Origin of the sequence: Shewanella gaetbuli, from assembly GCF_023284065.1 — a bacterium.
Lineage (GTDB): Bacteria > Pseudomonadota > Gammaproteobacteria > Enterobacterales > Shewanellaceae > Shewanella > Shewanella gaetbuli.
In genome coordinates this window covers 21,291-40,967 of sequence record NZ_JAKIKP010000002.1, presented here as the reverse complement: position 1 = coordinate 40,967, position 19,677 = coordinate 21,291, and the positions used below count along the sequence as shown (strand labels likewise).

The window sequence follows — 19,677 nt, the reverse complement described above, 5'->3', positions numbered from 1 at the left end:
AGAATTGTAAAAGGACTAAAAGCCGCCCCAAATAAAGGCGATTGTTCCTGCTGCCATAGCATAAGCTAATGCAACTGGCATTGTTTTACGGATAATTTCAGATTCACGTCCAGCCATTCCAACAACGGTTGCAGCGGCAACTACGTTCATTACACACATCATGTTACCGGCGTTTGCGCCAATTCCTTGAAGTGCTAATGCCATTGCGTGATTCATACCAATGTTGTCAGCAACAGAGTATTGAAGACCTGAGAACATCATGTTTGAGAAGGTAGCCGAACCTGATAAGAAGGCACCAAAAATACCGACAATAGGAGACACCCATGCCCAAACTGCACCCATGGTGTTAGCTAATAAGTCAGCCAATGCAACTGGCATTGATTGCAGTCCAGCAGCATTAGCTCCTGAGTTTAAGAAAATTTTCACCATAGGAACCGAAGCACCTAAAGAGATAATGGTTGGTAGCATTGAGCTACAAGAAACGGTAAACGATTGCTTAATGGCTTTTGGTTTCATTTTGAAAATAATAAAGCCTAGTACACAAACCAGAACAAAGAAAATACCAGGTGCATAGAAGGTCGCAAAACCTGCTTTTAACTCTGTACCCAATAGGCCAGTCCAGCTGACATTAAAGCTGTTTAACCAGTCCTTCAATGGCGTTACTACACGTGAAAGCACTAATAATGCCGCCATAATAATATACGGAGACCATGCGGCAATTTGTGAAAACTTAGCTTCAGTAGGCTTAATTTCTGCTGCGCCTTGCTTGATGTTTTCATCTTTATCGGCAAAGTCATTCCAAGGGGTTTCTGGTAATAACCAGCCTTTTTTGGCGACAGGAATCACCACAGCCATGCCAATTAATGCACCAATAACCGATGGGAATTCAGGGCCAGCAATATAGTTAATCATCCATGCTGGAACCGTGAAGGCGAAACCTGCAAAGAGGGCAAATTTCCAAATTTGTAAGCCTTCTTTAAATGATTTGTTGGTACCAAAAAAGCCTGTTAATACACACACTAATACCAGTGGGAGTAGTGAGCCAGTAATAAGGTCAATGGTGATCATATGCATGGCAATGAATTGAGCGTAATCAACAAAACTACCACCATGTTCAGCAATTTGAGCGGTGGCCATTGATACGCCATTTTCCATCAGGCCTTGTTCCATACCAAATAGTACCGGCAAACCAATAGCACCAAATGAAACAGAAGTAGAGTCAGCAATTAGTGCCACAACGGCAGCAGCAATGGGCGGAACACCTAAAAGCACTAATAATGGCGCACCGATTGCCGCAGGCGTACCAAAACCAGCAGAGCCTTCAATGAATGAGCCAAATAACCAACAAATAATGATGACCTGTACTCGCGCATCAGCACTAATATTGGTAAAACCGGCGCGAATGGTATCCATTGCACCAGAAAACTTTAACGTATTGAGAAGGAAAACGGCACCGAAAATAATTGAAAGGGGAGTTAAGGCTGATAATATTCCTTCTACAACGGATGCGGCTAGAAGCGTAGTATCCATTTGCCAAATAAACACGGCTGCTAATCCGGTTGCAACCATAGAAATTGGCATCGCTTTTGATGCGGGTAATTTAAGTAAAACTAGAAACACCATAACGCTGATGATTGGCGTTAAACTGGCGATTAGTTGTAACGTGGTCATGTACACCTCTTTGCTTGTGGAGATATCATTAATTAAAGGTAACTTGCTTTTTTATGATTTTACTATCTTCGGTGTAGCTCGAAGATGCTGTAATAGACTCCATTAAGTGATCCAAGGTCTTGATCAAGATCATTTAAAGTTTAGTCAGTCACTCAACAAGCAAATTATGTGACTTGGCCACATATGTAAAAATGTCAAGTGAGATAGAGGTCACAGCAAAGCAAACCCTTTCAAGGCAGCTATTTTACTGAATATTAGCGAGAGTGAATGTGAACTACCTCACGAGGGTAATATCCCTCGCAAAATAGTTGAAATGACGAAGTAGATGGATGTGACGAGAAGGTTAGAAAAGTTTGCTTCCCCAACCTAATTTGTTACGAAGTACATGAAAATAGTTATGGCCTTTGGGGTGGATTAATCTTAACTGTTCATTCGAGCGTCTAATAATAATCTCGTCACCAGGTAACACGGCCAAATGCACATGACCATCACAGCTGACTTCTAAGTTTTCGCCATTTTCTGGCGACACCACCAATTTAATGGTACTGCAAGCATCAACCACAATGGGTCGACAAGATAAAGTATGCGGGAACATGGGTACTAAAATAAGCGCTTGAAGATTTGGGGTTAAAATAGCGCCGCCAGCAGATAAAGAATAAGCCGTCGAACCTGTTGGGGTTGAAATAATCATCCCGTCAGCCCGTTGGCTATACATAAATTGCTCGTCAATATAAACCTCAAACTGGATCATATGGGCAATTTTTCCAGGATGTAATACGGCTTCATTCACGGCAGTATTGCTTGAGGTAATTTTACCGTGACGGTGGACTTCAGCTTCTAATAAAAAGCGAAACTCAGTTTCAAACTCACCGGCTAATACATCGGCAAGAATGTCTTCAAAATTATCCGGTGGAAGATCCGTTAAAAAGCCAAGGTTGCCTCGGTTTACGCCAATGACCGCAACGTCAAAGCGTGCCAATACTCTGGCAGCACCTAACATGTTGCCATCGCCACCGACGACAATAGCAAGATCGCATTGCTCACCCATGTCGATTAAGTCGAGTACTAGAACATCATTACCCAGTTCAGCAGCCACTCTTGATTCTACAATCACTTTGTAGCCTTGAACGGACAGCCAATGGTGCAAACGCTTTAAGGTTAGGTTTGTGCCTTGGTGATGTGGTTTGCCTATAAGGCCGATTGTATTAAACTTTTTGGTCATATCGCTAATTGTTGCGTTAGAAGCCTTGAAACCCCAAAATTGATCCCCATAATATACCCAAACTGAATAAAAGTGTCAGAACAGGGTAAATAATTCTGTTTCAGACCTATTTTTTATGACGCACACTGTATAAATTGCATTTTTAGCTGGAGTGAAAATGAGCAACGAATCACAAGATATTGAGATCAAAGATCAAGTGGAAGAAGGTACCATCAATGAAGCGGGCGAAGAAAGCTTAATGGATGAGTTAACCCAAGCTAATTTTCGCATTGAAGAATTAGAACAGCTGTTAGCAGCATCAGAAGCCGCCCTAGAAGAACGTAAAGATGTTGAAATGCGTGCTGCAGCAGAAACGCAAAACATCCGTACTCGTGCAGCTAAAGATGTTGAGCAGGCTCGTAAGTTTGCTTTAGAAAAGTTTGCCAATGAATTGTTACCAGTTATTGATAACATGGAACGCGCTTTACAAGGCACTTCAGCAGAAGATGAGGCAACTAAAGCTATTTACGAAGGGGTTGAATTAACCTTAAAAGGCTTCTTAAGCACGGTTGAAAAGTTTGGCGTAAAACAAGTTAACCCATTAGGTGAAGCATTTAACCCTGAACATCACCAAGCAATTGGTATGCAACCAAGTGGTGAATACCCCGAAAATACCGTAATGTTAGTGATGCAAAAAGGCTTCATTTTAAATGAGCGTTTACTTCGCCCTGCAATGGTAATGGTGTCACAAGGCGGCGCCAGTGTAGATACTCAAGCGTAATTGCTAACAGATAATCTAGCCGCTATTTTAGTTGCTAATATCATAAAAAAATGGGCTGATTAATCAGCCCATTTTTTATGTCAAACTTGTGTTAAATTTACGCTAAATCTAGGTAAGATATTGGCTAATTTGCTGTTCAATACCCTTGGCATCCAGTTTTAGTTCGCTAATAATTTCATCGGGTGCGCCATGCTTAATAAATTCGTCTGGCAAACCTATTTGAAGCACAGGCTTAATAATTTTAAGTTGTTGTAGCGCTTCCATCACTCCTGACCCCGCACCGCCTGCAATGGCGTTTTCTTCCACAGTGACAATCACGTCATGGGTATTTGCTAGTTCAGTTAATAATTCAATGTCTAATGGTTTAACAAAACGCATGTCTGCTACGGTGGCATTTAAAGATTCTGCTGCACCTAAAGCCGCGGCTAACGTAGTACCAAAGTTAACAATGGCAATTTTCTCACCTTGGCGCTTTAGTACTCCTTTACCAATTGGCAAGGCGGTCATTGCTTCCACTTGCTCAGCTCCGGTTGCACTACCTCTTGGGTAACGCACCGCTGTTGGGCCGTCTTGGTAACAATATCCAGTGTAGAGCATTTGACGACATTCATTTTCGTCAGATGGTGCCATAATCACCATATTAGGAATACAGCGCATAAAGCTTAAATCAAAAGCCCCTTGGTGAGTTGGGCCATCTGCGCCAACAATGCCACCACGGTCAATAGCAAATAATACTGGCAAGCGTTGCAGGGCAACATCATGAATTAGTTGGTCGTAACCACGTTGTAAAAAAGTGGAATAAATAGCAACAACAGGCTTTAAGCCTTTGGTCGCCATACCGGCACCTAAGGTTACTGCATGTTGTTCGGCGATTGCTGCGTCAAAGTATTGCTTTGGAAAACGTTGAGAAAACTCAACCATCCCAGAGCCTTCACGCATAGCGGGGGTAATCCCCATCACTTTATCGTCTTGTTGGGCGATATCGCATAACCATTTACCAAATACCTGAGAAAAAGTAGGTAAGCCTGGTTTAGTGGCAGGTTTTTTAAATTGAGTCGGGTCAAATTTAGGTACTGCATGCCAACCAATTGGGTCTTTTTCTGCTGGCTCATAGCCACGACCTTTTTTGGTCATAATATGCAGAATTTGTGGCCCTTTGAGGTTGCGCATATTACGCATGGTATCAACAAGCGCTTCAACATCATGACCATCAATCGGGCCAATGTAGTTAAAGCCTAACTCCTCAAATAAGGTGCCAGGCACCACCATACCTTTTAAGTGTTCTTCAGTACGCTTAGCCATTTCTTTGATGACAGGCATACCTTTGAGTACTTTCTTGCTGTTTTCACGAATCGTTGTGTAAAAACGCCCTGACATCAGTTGTGCTAAATGATTATTGAGTGCGCCGACATTTTCAGAAATAGACATTTCATTATCGTTTAGCACCACTAGCATGTCATTATGTAAGTCGCCAGCATGATTTAAGGCTTCAAATACCATGCCGCCAGTCATTGCACCGTCGCCAATGACCGCAACGGTTTTGCGATCTTTACCTTCTTTTTCAGCAGCAATGGCCATCCCTAATGCAGCACTGATAGATGTGCCAGAATGACCAACACTAAAGGTGTCATATTGGCTTTCTTCACGCCATGGGAAAGGGTGTAGCCCATTCTTTTGGCGGATAGTGTGCATTTTTTCTCGGCGATCAGTTAATATTTTATGCGGGTATGCTTGGTGACCCACATCCCATATTAACTGGTCAAAAGGGGTGTTGTAGACATAGTGAAGCGCAACGGTTAATTCAACCGTACCTAATCCAGAAGCAAAGTGACCACTTGAAATCCCCACAGACTCTAATAAAAACTGACGTAATTCATTAGCAACCTGAGGCAATAATCCCTGTGGCAGTGTTCTTAAATCCTCTGGCGTATTAGCTTGGGCTAATACTGGATATTTAGCATTATCGAAACTCATAGTGAGATATTCTGTCTTATTATATTCTTCGCTCGATGATGTATCGGGCAAAGTCGGCAATTAACTGGCTATTATATGGCAATATTTCCAGCTCTGATAATGCATCACTAACAAGTTGTTGTGATGTCTTTTTTGCACCTTCTAAACCAAGTAATTTTGGAAAGGTGCTTTTATTTGATTCCTCATCGCTACCTTGAGGTTTTCCTAACTCTTCGGTACTGGCAATGATATCTAAAATATCGTCTTGAACTTGAAATGCTAAGCCAACTTTGTGAGCATAGCCCATTAATGCATTAAATTCTTGAGTTGGCGCATTTGCGGCAATTAATGCCATTTCAACAGCGCAGCTTATTAATGCGCCAGTTTTCTTATTGTGTAGCTCAGTTAGCCTTGCTAAATCGATACGAGTATTGGTAGAGCTTAGATCAATTGCTTGCCCTCCGCACATACCTTGGTAGCCAGACGCTTTTGCTAATGATTTTACAATCGCTAATTGCTGACTAGCACTTAGGCCTTGAATGGGTTCACTGATAATATCAAATGCTAATGTTTGTAATGCGTCGCCAGCCAAAATAGCACTGGCTTCATCAAAGGCGATATGAACAGTCGGTTGGCCTCTTCTTAGGGCATCATCGTCCATAGCGGGTAAATCATCATGAATTAAAGAATAAGCATGAATACATTCAACTGCGGCAGCAAGGTTGTCTAATGTAGATAACGGCACATTAAACATTTGGCCGACACTATAAACCAAAAATGGTCGTATGCGTTTGCCACCTAATAATGCACCGTGGGTCATCGCGGCTTTAAGAATAGGGGCGGCATCATCAAGATTATTTAAGTGTTGGCGAAGAACTTGATCAACACGTTGTTGATAGGTCTTTATTGCATCAGATAACACTGGAATACCTCAAAAAACTGCTAAGCAGATTTATTGTTCAACATCTAATGGGGCTAGGGTGTCTTTCTCATCCATTAGTATTGACACTTTTTGTTGCGCTTGCTCAAGTTTAGACTGACTTTGTCGCACTAGTTTAATGCCGCGTTCGAATTGCTTTAAGGCATCATCAAGTGAGACTTCACCTTGTTCTAAATTGGTCACAATGGTTTCTAGCTCATTTAATGACTCTTCAAAACTGAGGTTTTCGGTTTTTTTTGCCACGATTTCTATTCCTTCTATTCAGCGTGTGACAAGGTATATCAGCTAGGCTTTTGGGTCAAATACAGACGCTGTTTATTTGCTCAATAGCACGCTTTGTTACTGAAATTTGTTCAGAAAGTCGAAATTCGGGCTAAACTTGAAATGATTTTGTCCGATAACATAGTAAGATGATGTTTATAGCTTAACTATAAGCAGGTTCGAGCAGACTTGACTGCATTTGAGGAGAAGTTGTGGATTTAGCAACCCTGATAGGAATTCTAGGTGCATTTGCCTTCGTCATTGGTGCAATGGCTACTAGTGGTGGTATTTCGATATTTATCGATGTCGCGTCACTGTTGATTGTAGTAATGGGGTCATTATTTGTTGTCATGATGAAATTCAATCTTAAGCAGTTTTTAGGTGCCATTAAAATTGGTCTAAAAGCATTTATGTTTAAAATTGATAAGCCTGAAGATTTAATTGAGCAATCAGTCAATATGGCCGATGCTGCTCGTAAAGGCGGATTTTTAGCGTTAGAAGAAGCGCAAATCAGTAATACCTTTATGCAAAAAGCAGTCGACATGTTAGTTGATGGTCACGACGGTGATGTGGTGCGTAATGCGCTTGAAAAAGATATTGCCTTAACTGAAGAACGTCACAAAGCGGGCGTAGGGATATTTAAAGCCATGGGGGACGTTGCTCCTGCTATGGGTATGATTGGTACACTTGTTGGTTTGGTGGCGATGCTGTCGAATATGGATGACCCTAAATCAATTGGCCCGTCAATGGCGGTGGCGTTGTTAACTACGCTTTATGGGGCTGTTATCGCCAATATGATCGCCATTCCAATGGCCGATAAATTGGCATTAAGAATGAATGAAGAGTTATTGAACCGAAATCTCATTATGGATGCGGTGTTGGCGATTCAAGATGGCCAAAATCCACGTGTTATTGAAGGCTTCTTGAAAAACTATCTTGCCGAAAAACAACGTAAAATTGATACCACGGACGGAGAGTAAGCATGGCTAAGCCCAAGTGTGACTGTCCACCTGCTGGGGCGCCATTATGGTTAGCAACTTTTGCTGACTTGATGTCATTGTTGATGTGTTTCTTCGTGCTGTTACTGGCCTTCTCTGAAATGGACGTCATGAAGTTCAAGCAAATTGCCGGTTCAATGAAGTATGCTTTCGGGGTGCAGAATAAAGTTGAAGTGAAAGATATTCCTAAAGGTACTTCGGTTATTGCTTTAGAGTTTAGACCTGGCAGACCCGACCCCACGCCGATTGAAATAATTAACCAGCAAACCAATGAAATGACTCAACAAACCATTGAGTATCAAGCGGGTGAAGAAGACAGTGCCGGTGGTGTACAAAAACAAAATGGTGCTCAGCGAGGCGGTAACGCTAGTGCGACGGCTCAAAAAGAGGCTGAAGCGGTTAAAAAAGATGCTGCGTCATCGCAAGATAATATCAACGAACAACTTAAAAAAATGGCTGAGCAACTCAATGAGCAAATTGTCGATGGTGCCATTGAACTTGAGTCATTAGGACAGCAAATTATTATTCGTATTCGAGAAAAAGGCTCATTTGCCTCAGGTTCAGGTTTTTTACAGCCAAAGTTTAGGCCAATTATTCGTGAAATAGGTGAGTTGCTAAAAGATGTTCCCGGTATTATTACCGTTTCTGGCCATACTGATGGCGCACATATCAGTAATGAACTTTATAGTTCTAACTGGGACTTATCTAGCAAACGAGCGGTTGCGGTTGCTCATGAGTTGATGAAAGTACAAGGTTTTGATGAAAGCCGTATGAAAGTGATGGGCGAAGCATCAAATAACCCTTTAGTGCCAAATGATAGCAATACTAATCGCGCGCGAAATCGACGAGTAGAAATTGCCATTGAACAAGGCAAACCAAAAGAATCAGACGAAATTACCGTGATTCAATCTCAATAAGCCTAAATATTGACACTATACAAAAGCGCAGTGGCTAGCACAGCGCTTTTATTTTTGAGCGAACTTTAAGCATATTTGTTGGCGCTAATGTAAAGCGTAAATATGAGATCTCGATAGAGCTAAGAGTATTACATCAAGGCATTATTTTGATATAATCCGCCAATTGCTTGCTTGTTTGCACAAATATCAATGGTCAACTAAGTAACTACATACTAGGTTGTCTAACTTTTATTTATACAAATCAAGTCGTTATTCTATAAATTCAAAACACTATTACTTAATATAGCTGAACTAATAACGAGTTTCAGTTTTGAATTATTGCTGTCGGAACCACTATGAAGTTTATCGTTAAGCTATACCCAGAAATCATGATGAAGAGTAAGTCTGTAAGATTACGCTTTACCAAAATGCTAGAAACCAATATTCGCAACGTGCTCAAAAAAGTGGATGAAGAAGCAAAAGTTCAGCGTTTATTTGACCGTATCATCGTTAAAGTACCAGATGGCAAGCCTGAATTAGTAGGGGTGTTTGGTGAGCGCTTAGCTTGTATTCCAGGTATTGCGCATGTGGTTCAAGTGAGTGAATACCCATTTGATACCATTGACAGTATTTACCAACTAGCGTTACCCCGCTACCGTGATGAAATAGCTGGTAAAACTTTTTGTGTTCGAGTTAAACGTAGTGGCAAGCATGACTTTAATTCAATTGAGGTAGAGCGCTACGTAGGTGGTGGTTTAAATCAGCATACAGATGCTTTAGGCGTTAAGCTTAAAAACCCAGATGTTACCGTAAATCTCGAAATTGACCGTGACAAATTATATATGGTTGAACGTCGTATCGAGGGTCTAGGTGGCTTCCCTATGGCGACCCAAGAAGATGTTTTATCGCTAATTTCGGGTGGATTCGACTCTGGTGTATCAAGCTTCCAATTTATTAAAAAAGGCGCGCGTACCCATTACTGCTTTTTTAATTTGGGTGGTGCACAACACGAGATAGGGGTTAAACAAGTGGCTTACCACTTGTGGAGCACCTATGGTTCGTCGCATAAAGTACGCTTTATTACCATTCCTTTTGAGCCTGTAGTTGAGCAAATTTTAGAGCGCATTGATAACGGCCAGATGGGGGTCATCCTTAAACGAGTCATGATGCGCAGTGCAGCTAAGATTGCTGAAAAATACGGTATTCAAGCATTGGTGACGGGTGAAAGTTTAGGTCAGGTTTCAAGCCAAACATTAACTAATTTGAACGTTATTGACCGCTGTACAGACCTGTTGATCATGCGTCCGCTGATCGCCATGGATAAGCAAGATATTATTAATCAAAGCCGTGTTATTGGTACTGAAGATTTTGCCAAAACCATGCCGGAATATTGTGGTGTAATTTCTCAAAAGCCAACGGTTAAAGCCGTTCTGTCAAAAATTGAAGCAGAAGAAGCTAAGTTTGACGAAGACCTAATTGAAAAGGTAGTCGCTTCAGCCAAGGTTATTGACATAAGAGATATTGAGTCAGAAATGAATCAACAAATTACAGAAACAGAAACCGTGACCGATATTGCTAGTGGTGAAGTTGTGATCGATGTACGTTCACCTGAAGAAGAAGAGCGTAGCCCACTAGAGATTGATGGAGTGGATATTAAAGTGATTCCATTCTTTAAATTAGCAACTCAGTTTGCTGATTTAGATAAGTCTAAAACTTACTTATTGTACTGTGATCGTGGTGTAATGAGTAAATTACAGGCGCTATATTTAATTGAGCAAGGCCATAGCAACGTTAAGGTTTATCGTCCTTAATTTGATATTGAGTTGACTCCATGTTTTAAGTAACAAAAAAGGCTTACAGATTATGTAAGCCTTTTTATTTGCAGATAGAAACAAAAAAAACGCGATAAATGCGTTTTTTGTGTTTTATATGACATAGAATAGAAATTCTAATGTCTGTAAGCTAGAGCTTAGTCGGCGATTAAGGTTGTTGCTGTTTGAACTTCTTCATCATTTTCGCTAGCAACATCTCTATTAACGTCTTTAGCTAGTTCTTGTTGCATTTGGTTCATGTTATCAGTTAACTCTGCATTTAATGTCGCATGTAAATCGCTAACATCAATTTGGCTTAACTCATCAGCTTGAGCTGCTGAAACAGCGAGAACAGAAACAAAAGCAATGGCTAAAACAGATTTTACATTAAACATAGGGTGCCTCCGGGCAGACTAATCACTCGATTGCCGGACACTCCAAATAACGTCGTAGAAGCTGTCCAACTCACTAAATTTCAATGGTGATAATTTAATCAAAAACACAGTTCTTTACAAACGACAAAAAATATCGATAATCATTAGAAAAACTAATTCAAAAACGAGAGATGGATCACTATGTCTAGACGGTTACCCCCATTAAATGCAGTAAAAGCATTTGAGGCCGCGGCAAGAAATCTAAGCTTTACAAGGGCTGCAGAGGAGCTGTTTGTCACTCAGGCTGCGGTAAGTCATCAAATTAAAGCATTAGAAGATTTTTTAGGTCTGAAGCTGTTTAGACGCAAAAATAGATCATTATTGTTAACAGAAGAAGGCCAAGGCTACTTCTTAGATATTAAAGATATCTTTATTCAGCTAGGTGAAGCGACTGACCGACTACTGGCTCGCAGTGCGGTGGGGTCATTAACTGTAAGTATGTCGCCCAGTTTTGCCATTCAATGGCTAGTGCCTCGTTTGGCTAAGTTTAGTGAAAAGAATCCAGATATTGATGTACGAATTAAAGCGGTAGACAGCGACGCAGGCTCGTTAACCGATGATGTGGACGTAGCAATTTATTATGGCCAAGGAAACTGGGGCGGACTTCGTGCTGATAAACTGCGTAACGAAGTGTTAATTCCCGTTTGTTCTCCATTACTTCTTAACGGCCCAAAACCCTTAAATAGCCCTCAAGATCTTAAACACCACACGTTATTGCATGACTCTTCTAGGCATGATTGGCAAGCTTGGTTTAGGCAATGTGGTATTAGCGATATTAATGTGAATCAAGGGCCTATATTCAGTCATTCTTCATTAGTATTACAAGCGGCAGCGCATGGTCAAGGTATTGCATTAGGCTATAGTGTACTGGCTCGTCCTGACATAAAAGCAGGTCGTTTAGTGTGTCCATTCTCTGAGGTATTAGTGAGTAAAGATGCGTATTATTTAGTGTGCCAACCTAACCATTCTGAACTGGGTAAGGTGAGTGCATTCCGTGAATGGATGGTGGATATGTTTGCTGAGGAGTCGCGTAGTGATTTACTCGCAGGATAAACCAACGTTACCTTTAGCAACTGATTACCTATTAGACGGTGATTTACAATCAGATACCTTAATAGTGTTAGCCCATGGTGCTGGCGCCAATATGCATCATGCGTTTATGGAGCAGTTAAGCCATGAGCTTAATAACAAAGGCTTTGCGGTATATCGATTTAATTTTCCTTATATGCAAGCCAATATGTTAGATGGCAAAAAGCGTCCACCAGATAGAGCGCCAAAATTATTGGCTCACCTTGAGTCAGTTTTAGCTGATATTCATCAAAAGCAGCAACAAGGTGAAATTAAAGCAAGCAATATTGTCTTTGTAGGTAAGTCTATGGGCTCAAGGATGATGGCCACATTGACCTCTTTAACCCATGAGTTTATCAATACAGATGCTAAGCAACTTGTTGAGCAAATAAAAGGGCAGGTATGTTTAGGTTACCCATTTGTGCCTATTAAAAAAGGTGGCGAACCTCGCTTGTCTCCGTTAAATGATTCAACAATGGCCACATTAATCTTACAGGGTGAGCGAGATAAATTTGGCTTGCCTGAGCAAATTAACCGTTGGCCATTACGTGCTGATATTGAAGTCGTCACTATTGCTGATGGTGATCATAGCTTTGCGCCGCGCAAATCATCGGGGCTGACGTTTAATCAAAATTTAGCTGTTGCCGTGGATGAGATCGCATCATTTTCAACAAAAGTATGTTCTGATCACCCATAAAATTTTTTTCAAGGTTTAGCATGAATAGTCGACTTTTATTTATTGGTGCCATTAGTGGATTTATTGCGGTGGCGTTAGGGGCATTTGGTGCTCATGGATTAAAAAATATTGCTCCGCCTGAGTTAATTAGTATTTTTAATTTAGCGGTTGAATATCAGTTCTATCACACCTTTGCGATATGTTGTTTGGCGTTTTCTGCGCAGTGGTTATCAGCTAAGCTTATCAAATGGTCAGCCATATTCTTCTTACTGGGCATGGTGTTATTTTCTGGTTCCTTGTACCTCTATGCACTTATTGGGGCAAAATGGTTAGGGCCTATTACCCCAATGGGAGGATTTTGTTTGTTAATTGGCTGGGTATTGTTTGCTCTTGCTGCAATCCGTAAACCAAAATCTGCGGTGGTAGAATAAACTTGCTATAATACCAATCGTAATAAATAGCTGATCACCCTAGCTTGTTAAAATAATCGATAACAGCGTTAGATTTTTTGATTGTAGAATAACTATTTATCGAAAAACCTGTCTTGTTCTCGAACATTTTTCCAGCGCTATTTCTGATCACTTACTTATCGTGATTGGTATAATCCTGCCAAAATTGCTTCAAGATTCACTTTTGCTAAGGCTTTACATGAAAAACCTATTCCTTTTTTGCCGCGCTGGATATGAAAAAGACTGTGCTGCAGAAATTCAACAACGTGCAGCAGAGCTTAATATTGGTGGTTTTGTTAAAACCAACAACAATGATGCTTATGTTATTTTTCAATGTTTTGATGACAATGGCGCAGATGAGCTAGTTGAAAAACTGGCATTAAGTTCATTGATTTTTGCGCGACAAATGTTTGCCGCCGCTGAGTTACTTAGCGACTTACCCGAACAAGATAGAGTAAGCCCCATTGTTGAGGCGTTAAGTGAACTGTCTAAATGCGGTGAGTTACGTGTTGAAACCCCTGACACCAATGAAGCGAAAGAGTTGTCGGGTTTTTGCCGCAAGTTTACCGTGCCACTGCGCCAAGGCTTGAAAAAGTCAGGTGCATTATTAGGCACAGAAAATCCACGTCGACCGATTATTCATGTTTGCTTTATTGGCCCAGGTAAAGCTTATGCAGGATACTCATTAAGCCATAATAGTTCGCCACATTTTATGGGTATTCCACGCCTAAAAATGGCTGCTGATGCTCCGAGTCGTTCTAGTTTAAAGTTAGATGAAGCCTTTAGTGCTTTTTTATCTAAAGAAGAGCAAGAATTACGTTGTCGTAGTGGTTTAAACGCTGTCGATTTAGGTGCATGCCCTGGGGGCTGGACTTATCAACTGGTGCGCAGAGGCATGATGGTTGCCGCGGTTGATAATGGGCCAATGAACCAAAAGTTAATGGATACTGGCCAAGTTAAACATTACCGTGCCGACGGTTTTAGGTTTGAACCGCCACGAAAAAATATTTATTGGTTGGTGTGTGACATGGTTGAGAAACCATCAAGAGTCGCCGAGTTAATGGAAGCTTGGGCAATTAATGGTTGGTTTAAAGAAGCCATATTTAATTTAAAATTACCCATGAAAAGCCGTTACAAAGATGTGCGAGTAATTTTAGATACCATGGCAGAAATTTTTAAAGAAAACGAAATTGATTACCGCCTGCAATGTAAGCATTTATATCACGATAGAGACGAAGTGACTGTTCACTTGTGGTTATTCCCAGACAAGGGTGTTAACTACGCTGTACTAGGTGAGCGATAGCTCATCTAGTAACTTCGAAAGCTTAGTGATTTCAAAGATGATAAAGCCCTAATGAAAATTAGGGCTTTATTGTTCAACTGAAGCAGCAATATTATTGCTGATGCAAATTACCCTAAACGTTCTAGTACCGCTTGTGTAAAGTCGGTTGTGCCGTGAGTGCCGCCTAAGTCTCGCGTGGTGCGATCACCTTCTTCAATTACCGATGCTATGGCATTTCTAATGGCTGCCGCTTTATCCGCCATTCCCAAATAGTCCAGCATTTGAATAGACGCTAAAATGACTGAGGTAGGATTAGCTAAATTTTTACCGGCGATATCAGGCGCACTACCATGCACGGCCTCAAAGATAGCCGCGTCTCGACCAATATTCGCTCCAGGAGCCATGCCTAACCCCCCCACAAGTCCTGCGCATAAATCAGATAAAATATCGCCAAATAGGTTTGTAGTGACCATTACATCAAAGTTCTCTGGGTTCATCACTAACTTCATACAAGTGGCATCGACAATCATTTCTTCAGTGATGATATCGGGATATCGTTGACTGACCTCGCGGGCGACTTTTAAAAACAGTCCTGAGGTTGACTTCATAATGTTGGCTTTATGAACAATAGTGACTTTTTTACGATTTTCTTTTCGTGCTAGTTCGTAGGCAAAAGTAACAATTTGCTCAGCTCCCTGACGAGTAATAATACTAGTTGCTTCAGCCGTTTCACCATCATCAGATAGTTTTTGGCCTAAACCAGAGTACATTCCCTCCGTGTTTTCGCGCACAGTAATAATATCAATATTATCATATCTTGCTTGAGTACCTTTAAAGGAGTTCACTGGACGAACATTGGCATATAAGCTGAACCGCTTCCGTAAGCTAACATTGATTGAGCTGAAGCCTTCTCCAACAGGTGTAGTTAATGGCCCTTTAAGGGTAATACGATTTTTTTCGATTAAATCCAGTGTTCGTTGAGGTAATAATTCACCGTGCTTCTCTAAAGCCGTTAACCCCGCATCGGCAAATTCATATTCAAAATCACATCCCGCTTTATCAAGAATTTTCAGTGCTGAATCAATAATACTTGGGCCAATACCATCGCCTGGAATTACAGTAATTGTTCTTGTAGACATGTTGAATCCTTAAAAGTGTTTATCAATTAAGCCTATTTTCGAGCACTATTTAACTTAATCATGTGAACTATCAATAGGTGTTAGTGCGACCTTATAGGCTCTTTTTATCATGACTATTTGATGCTCATGGTGAGGGTGAATGCTCTGTTGGTCGCATTTTAAATGCCATTAATGTTTATTTACAGAAAATAGTGAGTCAGCTCACATTAAAAAGGGTATTTGTAACGCATTTTGCATTAAAATACCGTTCCACAACTTATGGTTAACTTTTCATTGTTGCATGTTAGATTTGTTGAAAATTCGCGCGCAATATTATGACATTGTCACCATTGCATAATGTCTATCCTTAAGCTGAATAACAAGACGACTATAGTCGTATGAATAAGTTAACGTTTTATTCAGCACTGTGGATGACCACTCGCTTCAAATATAATAAGAGGAAGATTGTGAAACTATCTCGCCAGCTCACTAAGACATTGATGATAGTCTTGACACTATTTAGTGCCAGTCCAAATGCATCGCCTTTATCATTAAATGACATTATGCATTTTAATGACCTACAAAAACCGCAACTCGCCGACAATGGTAAAGTGATGGCGGTTGAAGCTAAGCCAGATAGAGGCGAAAGCTATGTGATTGTTAAATCAACTGATGGCAAAAAATCCTTTGACATTGCGGGTGGTACAAAGCCAGCCGTAAGTCGCAATGGGCAGTTTGTCAGTGCGATTATTCCTGCCAGTTTGCTAGATAAAGAAACCAAAAAGCCTGATGAATTAACTCAGCAGCTTGCTTTACTTGATGTGACTAGCGGTTCTCAGCAAATATTCGACAACGTTAAATCAGCTAGCTTTAGTGATAACGGGGAATATTTAGCTGTGTGGTTTAAGGCTGATAAAAATGCTGAGTCTGCTGAAGACAAAGATGACAGCAGTCAATCTGATAACAGTGATAAGCAGCCTAAGGTTGAAAAAGATGATGAAGGCAGCAAACTTGTACTTATTCATTTAGCGTCGAAAAAACAAACCGAACTAACCCATGTCACACAATATACTTTTGATGAATCTGGTAATTACTTTGCTGCCAGTGTGAATGATCATTCAGCTAAAAATCATCAATTGATTGTGATTAATTTAACCCACCAGTCTAAAAGAGCTATCTACACAGGCGATAATGAACAAATTGGTGAGCTTGCTTTAAGTAATGATGGCCGTAATGTGGCTTTTACCAGTGGAAGTTTAGCCAGTAAAAGAGTCGCTAGAGAATATCAGCTGCATATTATTGATATCACTTCTGGAAAACATCGTCAGCCTAAAAGCGACAACTGGACGTTAAATCAATTTTCAACACTGATGTTTTCTCGTGATAACGAGCGCTTATTTGTTGGGCGAGTACCTCAAGTTAGTACGCCAAAAAACATCACTAAATATACTGATGAAGCCTCATTATTTGACCAAAATATTATCACTGCCAATAAAAACTTGCGAGTTTGGCATGGTGATGACCCTAAAATTAAACCACAAGAAGTTAAAGAGTATAAAGATGAGTTAAAACGCACTTATTTGGCAGTTTATCATATTCAAGCTGATCGCATTATTCAGTTAGCTGACAAAGAGGTTCCCACGGTACATTATGGCGAACAGCACCGCTATTTAGTTGCTACTTCAGATGTGCCTTATCAAAAAATGGTCACATGGGCAGGCTTTTATCAAGATATTTATCTTGTTGACTTAAATACCGGAAGACGCATTTTAGTGTTGGCGCAGCAACCGACAAATCAGCTACCGACATTGTCGCCTAACGGTAAGTTTTTAAATTATTATCAACAAGGCAATATTTTTGTATACGATATCGCTCAAGCAAGAAGTCATAACTTAACGGCAGAGATTAACACCACTTTTGCCAATGAAGATCACGATTACCCAAGCGCTGCACCCGGTTATGGTTTTGGTCCTTGGTTAGAAAATGACAGCGGTTTTATTGCATATGATAAATACGATGCATGGCAATTTAATATCGCTTCAAACAGTGGATTTATGTTAACGGCTGGCAAAGGTCGTGAACAACAGGTGGAATATCGCATTCAGGGACTAGTTGAAGATAAACAACCAACAACCCTTAAAAGTGGTGAGTTAGTGTTGCTTAAAGGCTACAGCCATATCACTAAAGCCGATGGGATATTTCAAGCAAAAGTGGGCGAAGCAGGTGTTACGTCGCTCACTGATGCGGACAGTAAATTAACAGTATTGGCAAGAGCAAAAGATGCTCAAACCATTTTATATTCATCAGAGAGATTTGACTTATACCCTGATATTTATGCTGTTATTAAAGCAGACTTTGATAACAAAGTTAAGCTGACTGATCTTGATAGCCAACGCCAAGCATTTGATTGGGGGAAAGCTGAGTTGGTGTCATGGACTGGCGGTGATGGTGAACCCATTGACGGCGTGCTAATTAAACCCAGTAATTATCAGCAAGGTCAAACTTACCCAGTGATGGTGTATTACTATCGCTTTATGAGTGACAGGTTACATTCGTTTCCAGACATGAAAATTAACCATCGTCCAAATTTTGCATGGTATACCAATAACGGTTACGCCATTTTCTTACCCGATATCCGTTTTGAAATTGGTTACCCTGGTATTTCAGCAGTGAAAGCGCTGACATCAGGGGTGCAAAAAATTATTGATATGGGTATTGCTGATCCTAAGAAAATTGGTCTTCATGGGCACTCATGGAGTGGTTATCAAACGGCATTTGCAGTCACTCAAACCAATATGTTTGCCGCTGCCGTATCTGGTGCGCCAGTCTCTAACATGACCAGTGCCTACAGTGGTATTCGCCATGGTAGTGGATTAGCTAGGCAGTTCCAATATGAAATGGGTCAAAGTCGTATTGGTGAAAGCCTTTACAAAGCACCGCAAAAATACATTGAAAACTCACCGGTGTTTTATGTAGAAAGAATTAAAACACCTATGATGATTATGTTTGGTGATATTGACGATGCAGTGCCGTGGGAGCAAGGGGTCGAAATGTATCTTGCCATGCGCCGAGCGGGTAAAGATGTGGTATTTTTGCAATATGAAGGCGAGCCTCATCACCTGAAAAAGTATCCAAATAAATTGGATTACACTATTAAAATGCGCCAGTATTTTGATCACTACTTGTTGGGTAAACCCGCGCCAATGTGGCTAGATAAAGGCGAAGCTTATCAAGAGTTTGCCGAAGGTAATTAATCGTTTATGAATTAATTACCTTAAATCGTTTTAACAATTGTGGTATCAACTGCAATTGTTAAAACAACTTAAGTACCAGCTATCCCTGACTCATCAGGTATACCCAACTCATACACGCCATATCGCTCATCCAATTTTTTCTATTCACTTGACAAACCTATCACCCGTCATTCCGGCAATGCTTGTGAGCCGGAATCTGCTTTATAGCGATCAAGCTATAGTACTCTTAAACCCTACATTAATAAAAAAGATTCCCGATAACAGCACTCGGGAATGACGAATAGTGGGGTTTTGGTGATAGGTTTTCGCTATTCACCAGCTACACTCGACTAACCAACCTGTCACCCGTCACCCGTCATTCCGGCAATGCTTGTGAGCCGGGATCTGCTTTATAGCGATCAAGCTTTAGTAGACTTAAACCCTATATCAATAAAAAAGATTCCCGATAACAGCACTCGGGAATGACGAATCGTGCGGCTTTGATGATAGGCTTTCGCTATTCATTAGATACATCCAACTTACCAACCAGTAACCCGTCATTCCGGCAATGCTTGTGAGCCGGAATCTGCTTTATAGCGATCAAGCTTTAGTACTCTTAAACCCTACATCAATAAAAAAGATTCCCGATAACAGCACTCGGGAATGACGAATCGTGCGGCTTTGACAATAGGTTTTCGCTATTCACCAGCTACACTCGACTAACCAACCAGTCATCCGTCATTCCGGCAATGCTTGTGAGCCGGAATCTGCTATGGGGGAGGGTTCTAACTTTCGTAATAAACTGAATTGACAAACATAACTCACATCAAGTATTGCTTGTTATTAAATCAGATTCTTCAGTTATATGAACAACGGGATTTAGGGACAGTTATCATCATAATTAA

At 40.8% G+C, this 19,677-nt stretch carries 16 protein-coding genes; 9 read left to right on the top strand and 7 right to left on the bottom strand.

Annotated features, from left to right (window positions below; translation table 11 throughout):
* Positions 1-15: 15 nt before the first annotated feature.
* Both L2672_RS02865 and nadK read right to left on the bottom strand, forming a co-directional pair.
* Complete coding sequence (locus L2672_RS02865) at positions 16-1,671, bottom strand: L-lactate permease (RefSeq protein ID WP_248994339.1); 1,656 nt, start codon at positions 1,669-1,671, stop codon at positions 16-18.
* A 343-nt stretch (positions 1,672-2,014) separates the two neighbouring features.
* A complete protein-coding gene (gene nadK / locus L2672_RS02860) occupies positions 2,015-2,893 on the bottom strand; it encodes an NAD(+) kinase (RefSeq protein WP_248994338.1) in 879 nt (292 codons plus the stop codon).
* 157 nt (positions 2,894-3,050) lie between these two features.
* On the opposite strand from nadK, the gene grpE reads away from it, so the two are divergent.
* Positions 3,051-3,653 (top strand): nucleotide exchange factor GrpE, encoded by a 603-nt coding sequence (gene grpE, locus L2672_RS02855; RefSeq protein WP_248994337.1) that lies wholly within the window; start codon positions 3,051-3,053, stop codon positions 3,651-3,653.
* Positions 3,654-3,761: 108 nt separating this feature from the next.
* Here the strand turns inward: grpE and dxs are convergent, their stop codons facing one another.
* The 3 genes from dxs to xseB are packed head-to-tail and all read right to left on the bottom strand — an operon-like array spanning position 3,762 to position 6,789.
* Entirely contained in the window at positions 3,762-5,627 is a 1,866-nt protein-coding gene (dxs, locus tag L2672_RS02850) for a 1-deoxy-D-xylulose-5-phosphate synthase (RefSeq protein WP_248994336.1), read from the bottom strand.
* A 19-nt stretch (positions 5,628-5,646) separates the two neighbouring features.
* On the bottom strand, positions 5,647-6,528 hold the full coding sequence (ispA, locus tag L2672_RS02845; protein WP_248994335.1) for a (2E,6E)-farnesyl diphosphate synthase: 882 nt from the start codon (positions 6,526-6,528) through the stop codon (positions 5,647-5,649).
* A 30-nt stretch (positions 6,529-6,558) separates the two neighbouring features.
* Positions 6,559-6,789, bottom strand: coding sequence for an exodeoxyribonuclease VII small subunit (gene xseB / locus L2672_RS02840; protein WP_248994334.1), 231 nt, complete (start codon positions 6,787-6,789; stop codon positions 6,559-6,561).
* 230 nt (positions 6,790-7,019) lie between these two features.
* Here xseB and pomA point away from each other — a divergent pair, with 230 nt between their 5' ends.
* From pomA to thiI, 3 genes are all read left to right on the top strand, one after another.
* Positions 7,020-7,787 (top strand): flagellar motor protein PomA, encoded by a 768-nt coding sequence (gene pomA, locus L2672_RS02835; RefSeq protein WP_248994333.1) that lies wholly within the window; start codon positions 7,020-7,022, stop codon positions 7,785-7,787.
* Positions 7,788-7,789: 2 nt separating this feature from the next.
* Entirely contained in the window at positions 7,790-8,722 is a 933-nt protein-coding gene (locus L2672_RS02830; RefSeq protein ID WP_248994332.1) for a flagellar motor protein MotB, read from the top strand.
* Positions 8,723-9,057: 335 nt separating this feature from the next.
* Positions 9,058-10,512, top strand: coding sequence for a tRNA uracil 4-sulfurtransferase ThiI (gene thiI / locus L2672_RS02825; RefSeq protein WP_248994331.1), 1,455 nt, complete (start codon positions 9,058-9,060; stop codon positions 10,510-10,512).
* A 158-nt stretch (positions 10,513-10,670) separates the two neighbouring features.
* On the opposite strand, the gene L2672_RS02820 is transcribed toward thiI, so the two are convergent.
* Positions 10,671-10,907: a hypothetical protein gene (locus L2672_RS02820; RefSeq protein WP_248994330.1), complete on the bottom strand. Its 237-nt coding sequence runs from the start codon at positions 10,905-10,907 to the stop codon at positions 10,671-10,673.
* A gap of 180 nt (positions 10,908-11,087) precedes the next feature.
* On the opposite strand from L2672_RS02820, the gene L2672_RS02815 reads away from it, so the two are divergent.
* From L2672_RS02815 to rlmM, 4 genes are all read left to right on the top strand, one after another.
* On the top strand, positions 11,088-11,999 hold the full coding sequence (locus L2672_RS02815; RefSeq protein ID WP_248994329.1) for a transcriptional regulator GcvA: 912 nt from the start codon (positions 11,088-11,090) through the stop codon (positions 11,997-11,999).
* The gene (locus tag L2672_RS02810) at positions 11,980-12,711 is read left to right on the top strand and encodes an alpha/beta family hydrolase (RefSeq protein WP_248994328.1); all 732 of its coding nucleotides are present in this window, start codon (positions 11,980-11,982) and stop codon (positions 12,709-12,711) included. Before L2672_RS02815 ends, L2672_RS02810 begins: the two co-directional genes overlap by 20 nt.
* A 20-nt stretch (positions 12,712-12,731) precedes the next feature.
* On the top strand, positions 12,732-13,121 hold the full coding sequence (locus L2672_RS02805; RefSeq protein WP_248994327.1) for a DUF423 domain-containing protein: 390 nt from the start codon (positions 12,732-12,734) through the stop codon (positions 13,119-13,121).
* A gap of 217 nt (positions 13,122-13,338) precedes the next feature.
* Positions 13,339-14,442, top strand: a complete 1,104-nt coding sequence (rlmM, locus tag L2672_RS02800; RefSeq protein WP_248994326.1) for a 23S rRNA (cytidine(2498)-2'-O)-methyltransferase RlmM — start codon at positions 13,339-13,341, stop codon at positions 14,440-14,442.
* A 107-nt stretch (positions 14,443-14,549) separates the two neighbouring features.
* On the opposite strand, the gene L2672_RS02795 is transcribed toward rlmM, so the two are convergent.
* A complete protein-coding gene (locus tag L2672_RS02795) occupies positions 14,550-15,560 on the bottom strand; it encodes an isocitrate dehydrogenase (RefSeq protein WP_248994325.1) in 1,011 nt (336 codons plus the stop codon).
* Between the two features lie 479 nt (positions 15,561-16,039).
* Between L2672_RS02795 and L2672_RS02790 the strand changes: the two genes are divergently transcribed.
* Positions 16,040-18,793, top strand: a complete 2,754-nt coding sequence (locus L2672_RS02790) for a S9 family peptidase (RefSeq protein WP_420833128.1) — start codon at positions 16,040-16,042, stop codon at positions 18,791-18,793.
* Positions 18,794-19,677: the final 884 nt, after the last annotated feature.

Coding starts and splice junctions, on each gene's coding strand:
- L2672_RS02865 (WP_248994339.1), bottom strand. CDS start 1,671: ATGACCACGTTACAACTAATCGCCAGTTTAACGCCAATCATCAGCGTT.
- nadK (WP_248994338.1), bottom strand. CDS start 2,893: ATGACCAAAAAGTTTAATACAATCGGCCTTATAGGCAAACCACATCAC.
- grpE (WP_248994337.1), top strand. CDS start 3,051: ATGAGCAACGAATCACAAGATATTGAGATCAAAGATCAAGTGGAAGAA.
- dxs (WP_248994336.1), bottom strand. CDS start 5,627: ATGAGTTTCGATAATGCTAAATATCCAGTATTAGCCCAAGCTAATACG.
- L2672_RS02830 (WP_248994332.1), top strand. CDS start 7,790: ATGGCTAAGCCCAAGTGTGACTGTCCACCTGCTGGGGCGCCATTATGG.
- thiI (WP_248994331.1), top strand. CDS start 9,058: ATGAAGTTTATCGTTAAGCTATACCCAGAAATCATGATGAAGAGTAAG.
- L2672_RS02820 (WP_248994330.1), bottom strand. CDS start 10,907: ATGTTTAATGTAAAATCTGTTTTAGCCATTGCTTTTGTTTCTGTTCTC.
- L2672_RS02815 (WP_248994329.1), top strand. CDS start 11,088: ATGTCTAGACGGTTACCCCCATTAAATGCAGTAAAAGCATTTGAGGCC.
- L2672_RS02805 (WP_248994327.1), top strand. CDS start 12,732: ATGAATAGTCGACTTTTATTTATTGGTGCCATTAGTGGATTTATTGCG.
- rlmM (WP_248994326.1), top strand. CDS start 13,339: ATGAAAAACCTATTCCTTTTTTGCCGCGCTGGATATGAAAAAGACTGT.
- L2672_RS02795 (WP_248994325.1), bottom strand. CDS start 15,560: ATGTCTACAAGAACAATTACTGTAATTCCAGGCGATGGTATTGGCCCA.
- L2672_RS02790 (WP_420833128.1), top strand. CDS start 16,040: ATGATAGTCTTGACACTATTTAGTGCCAGTCCAAATGCATCGCCTTTA.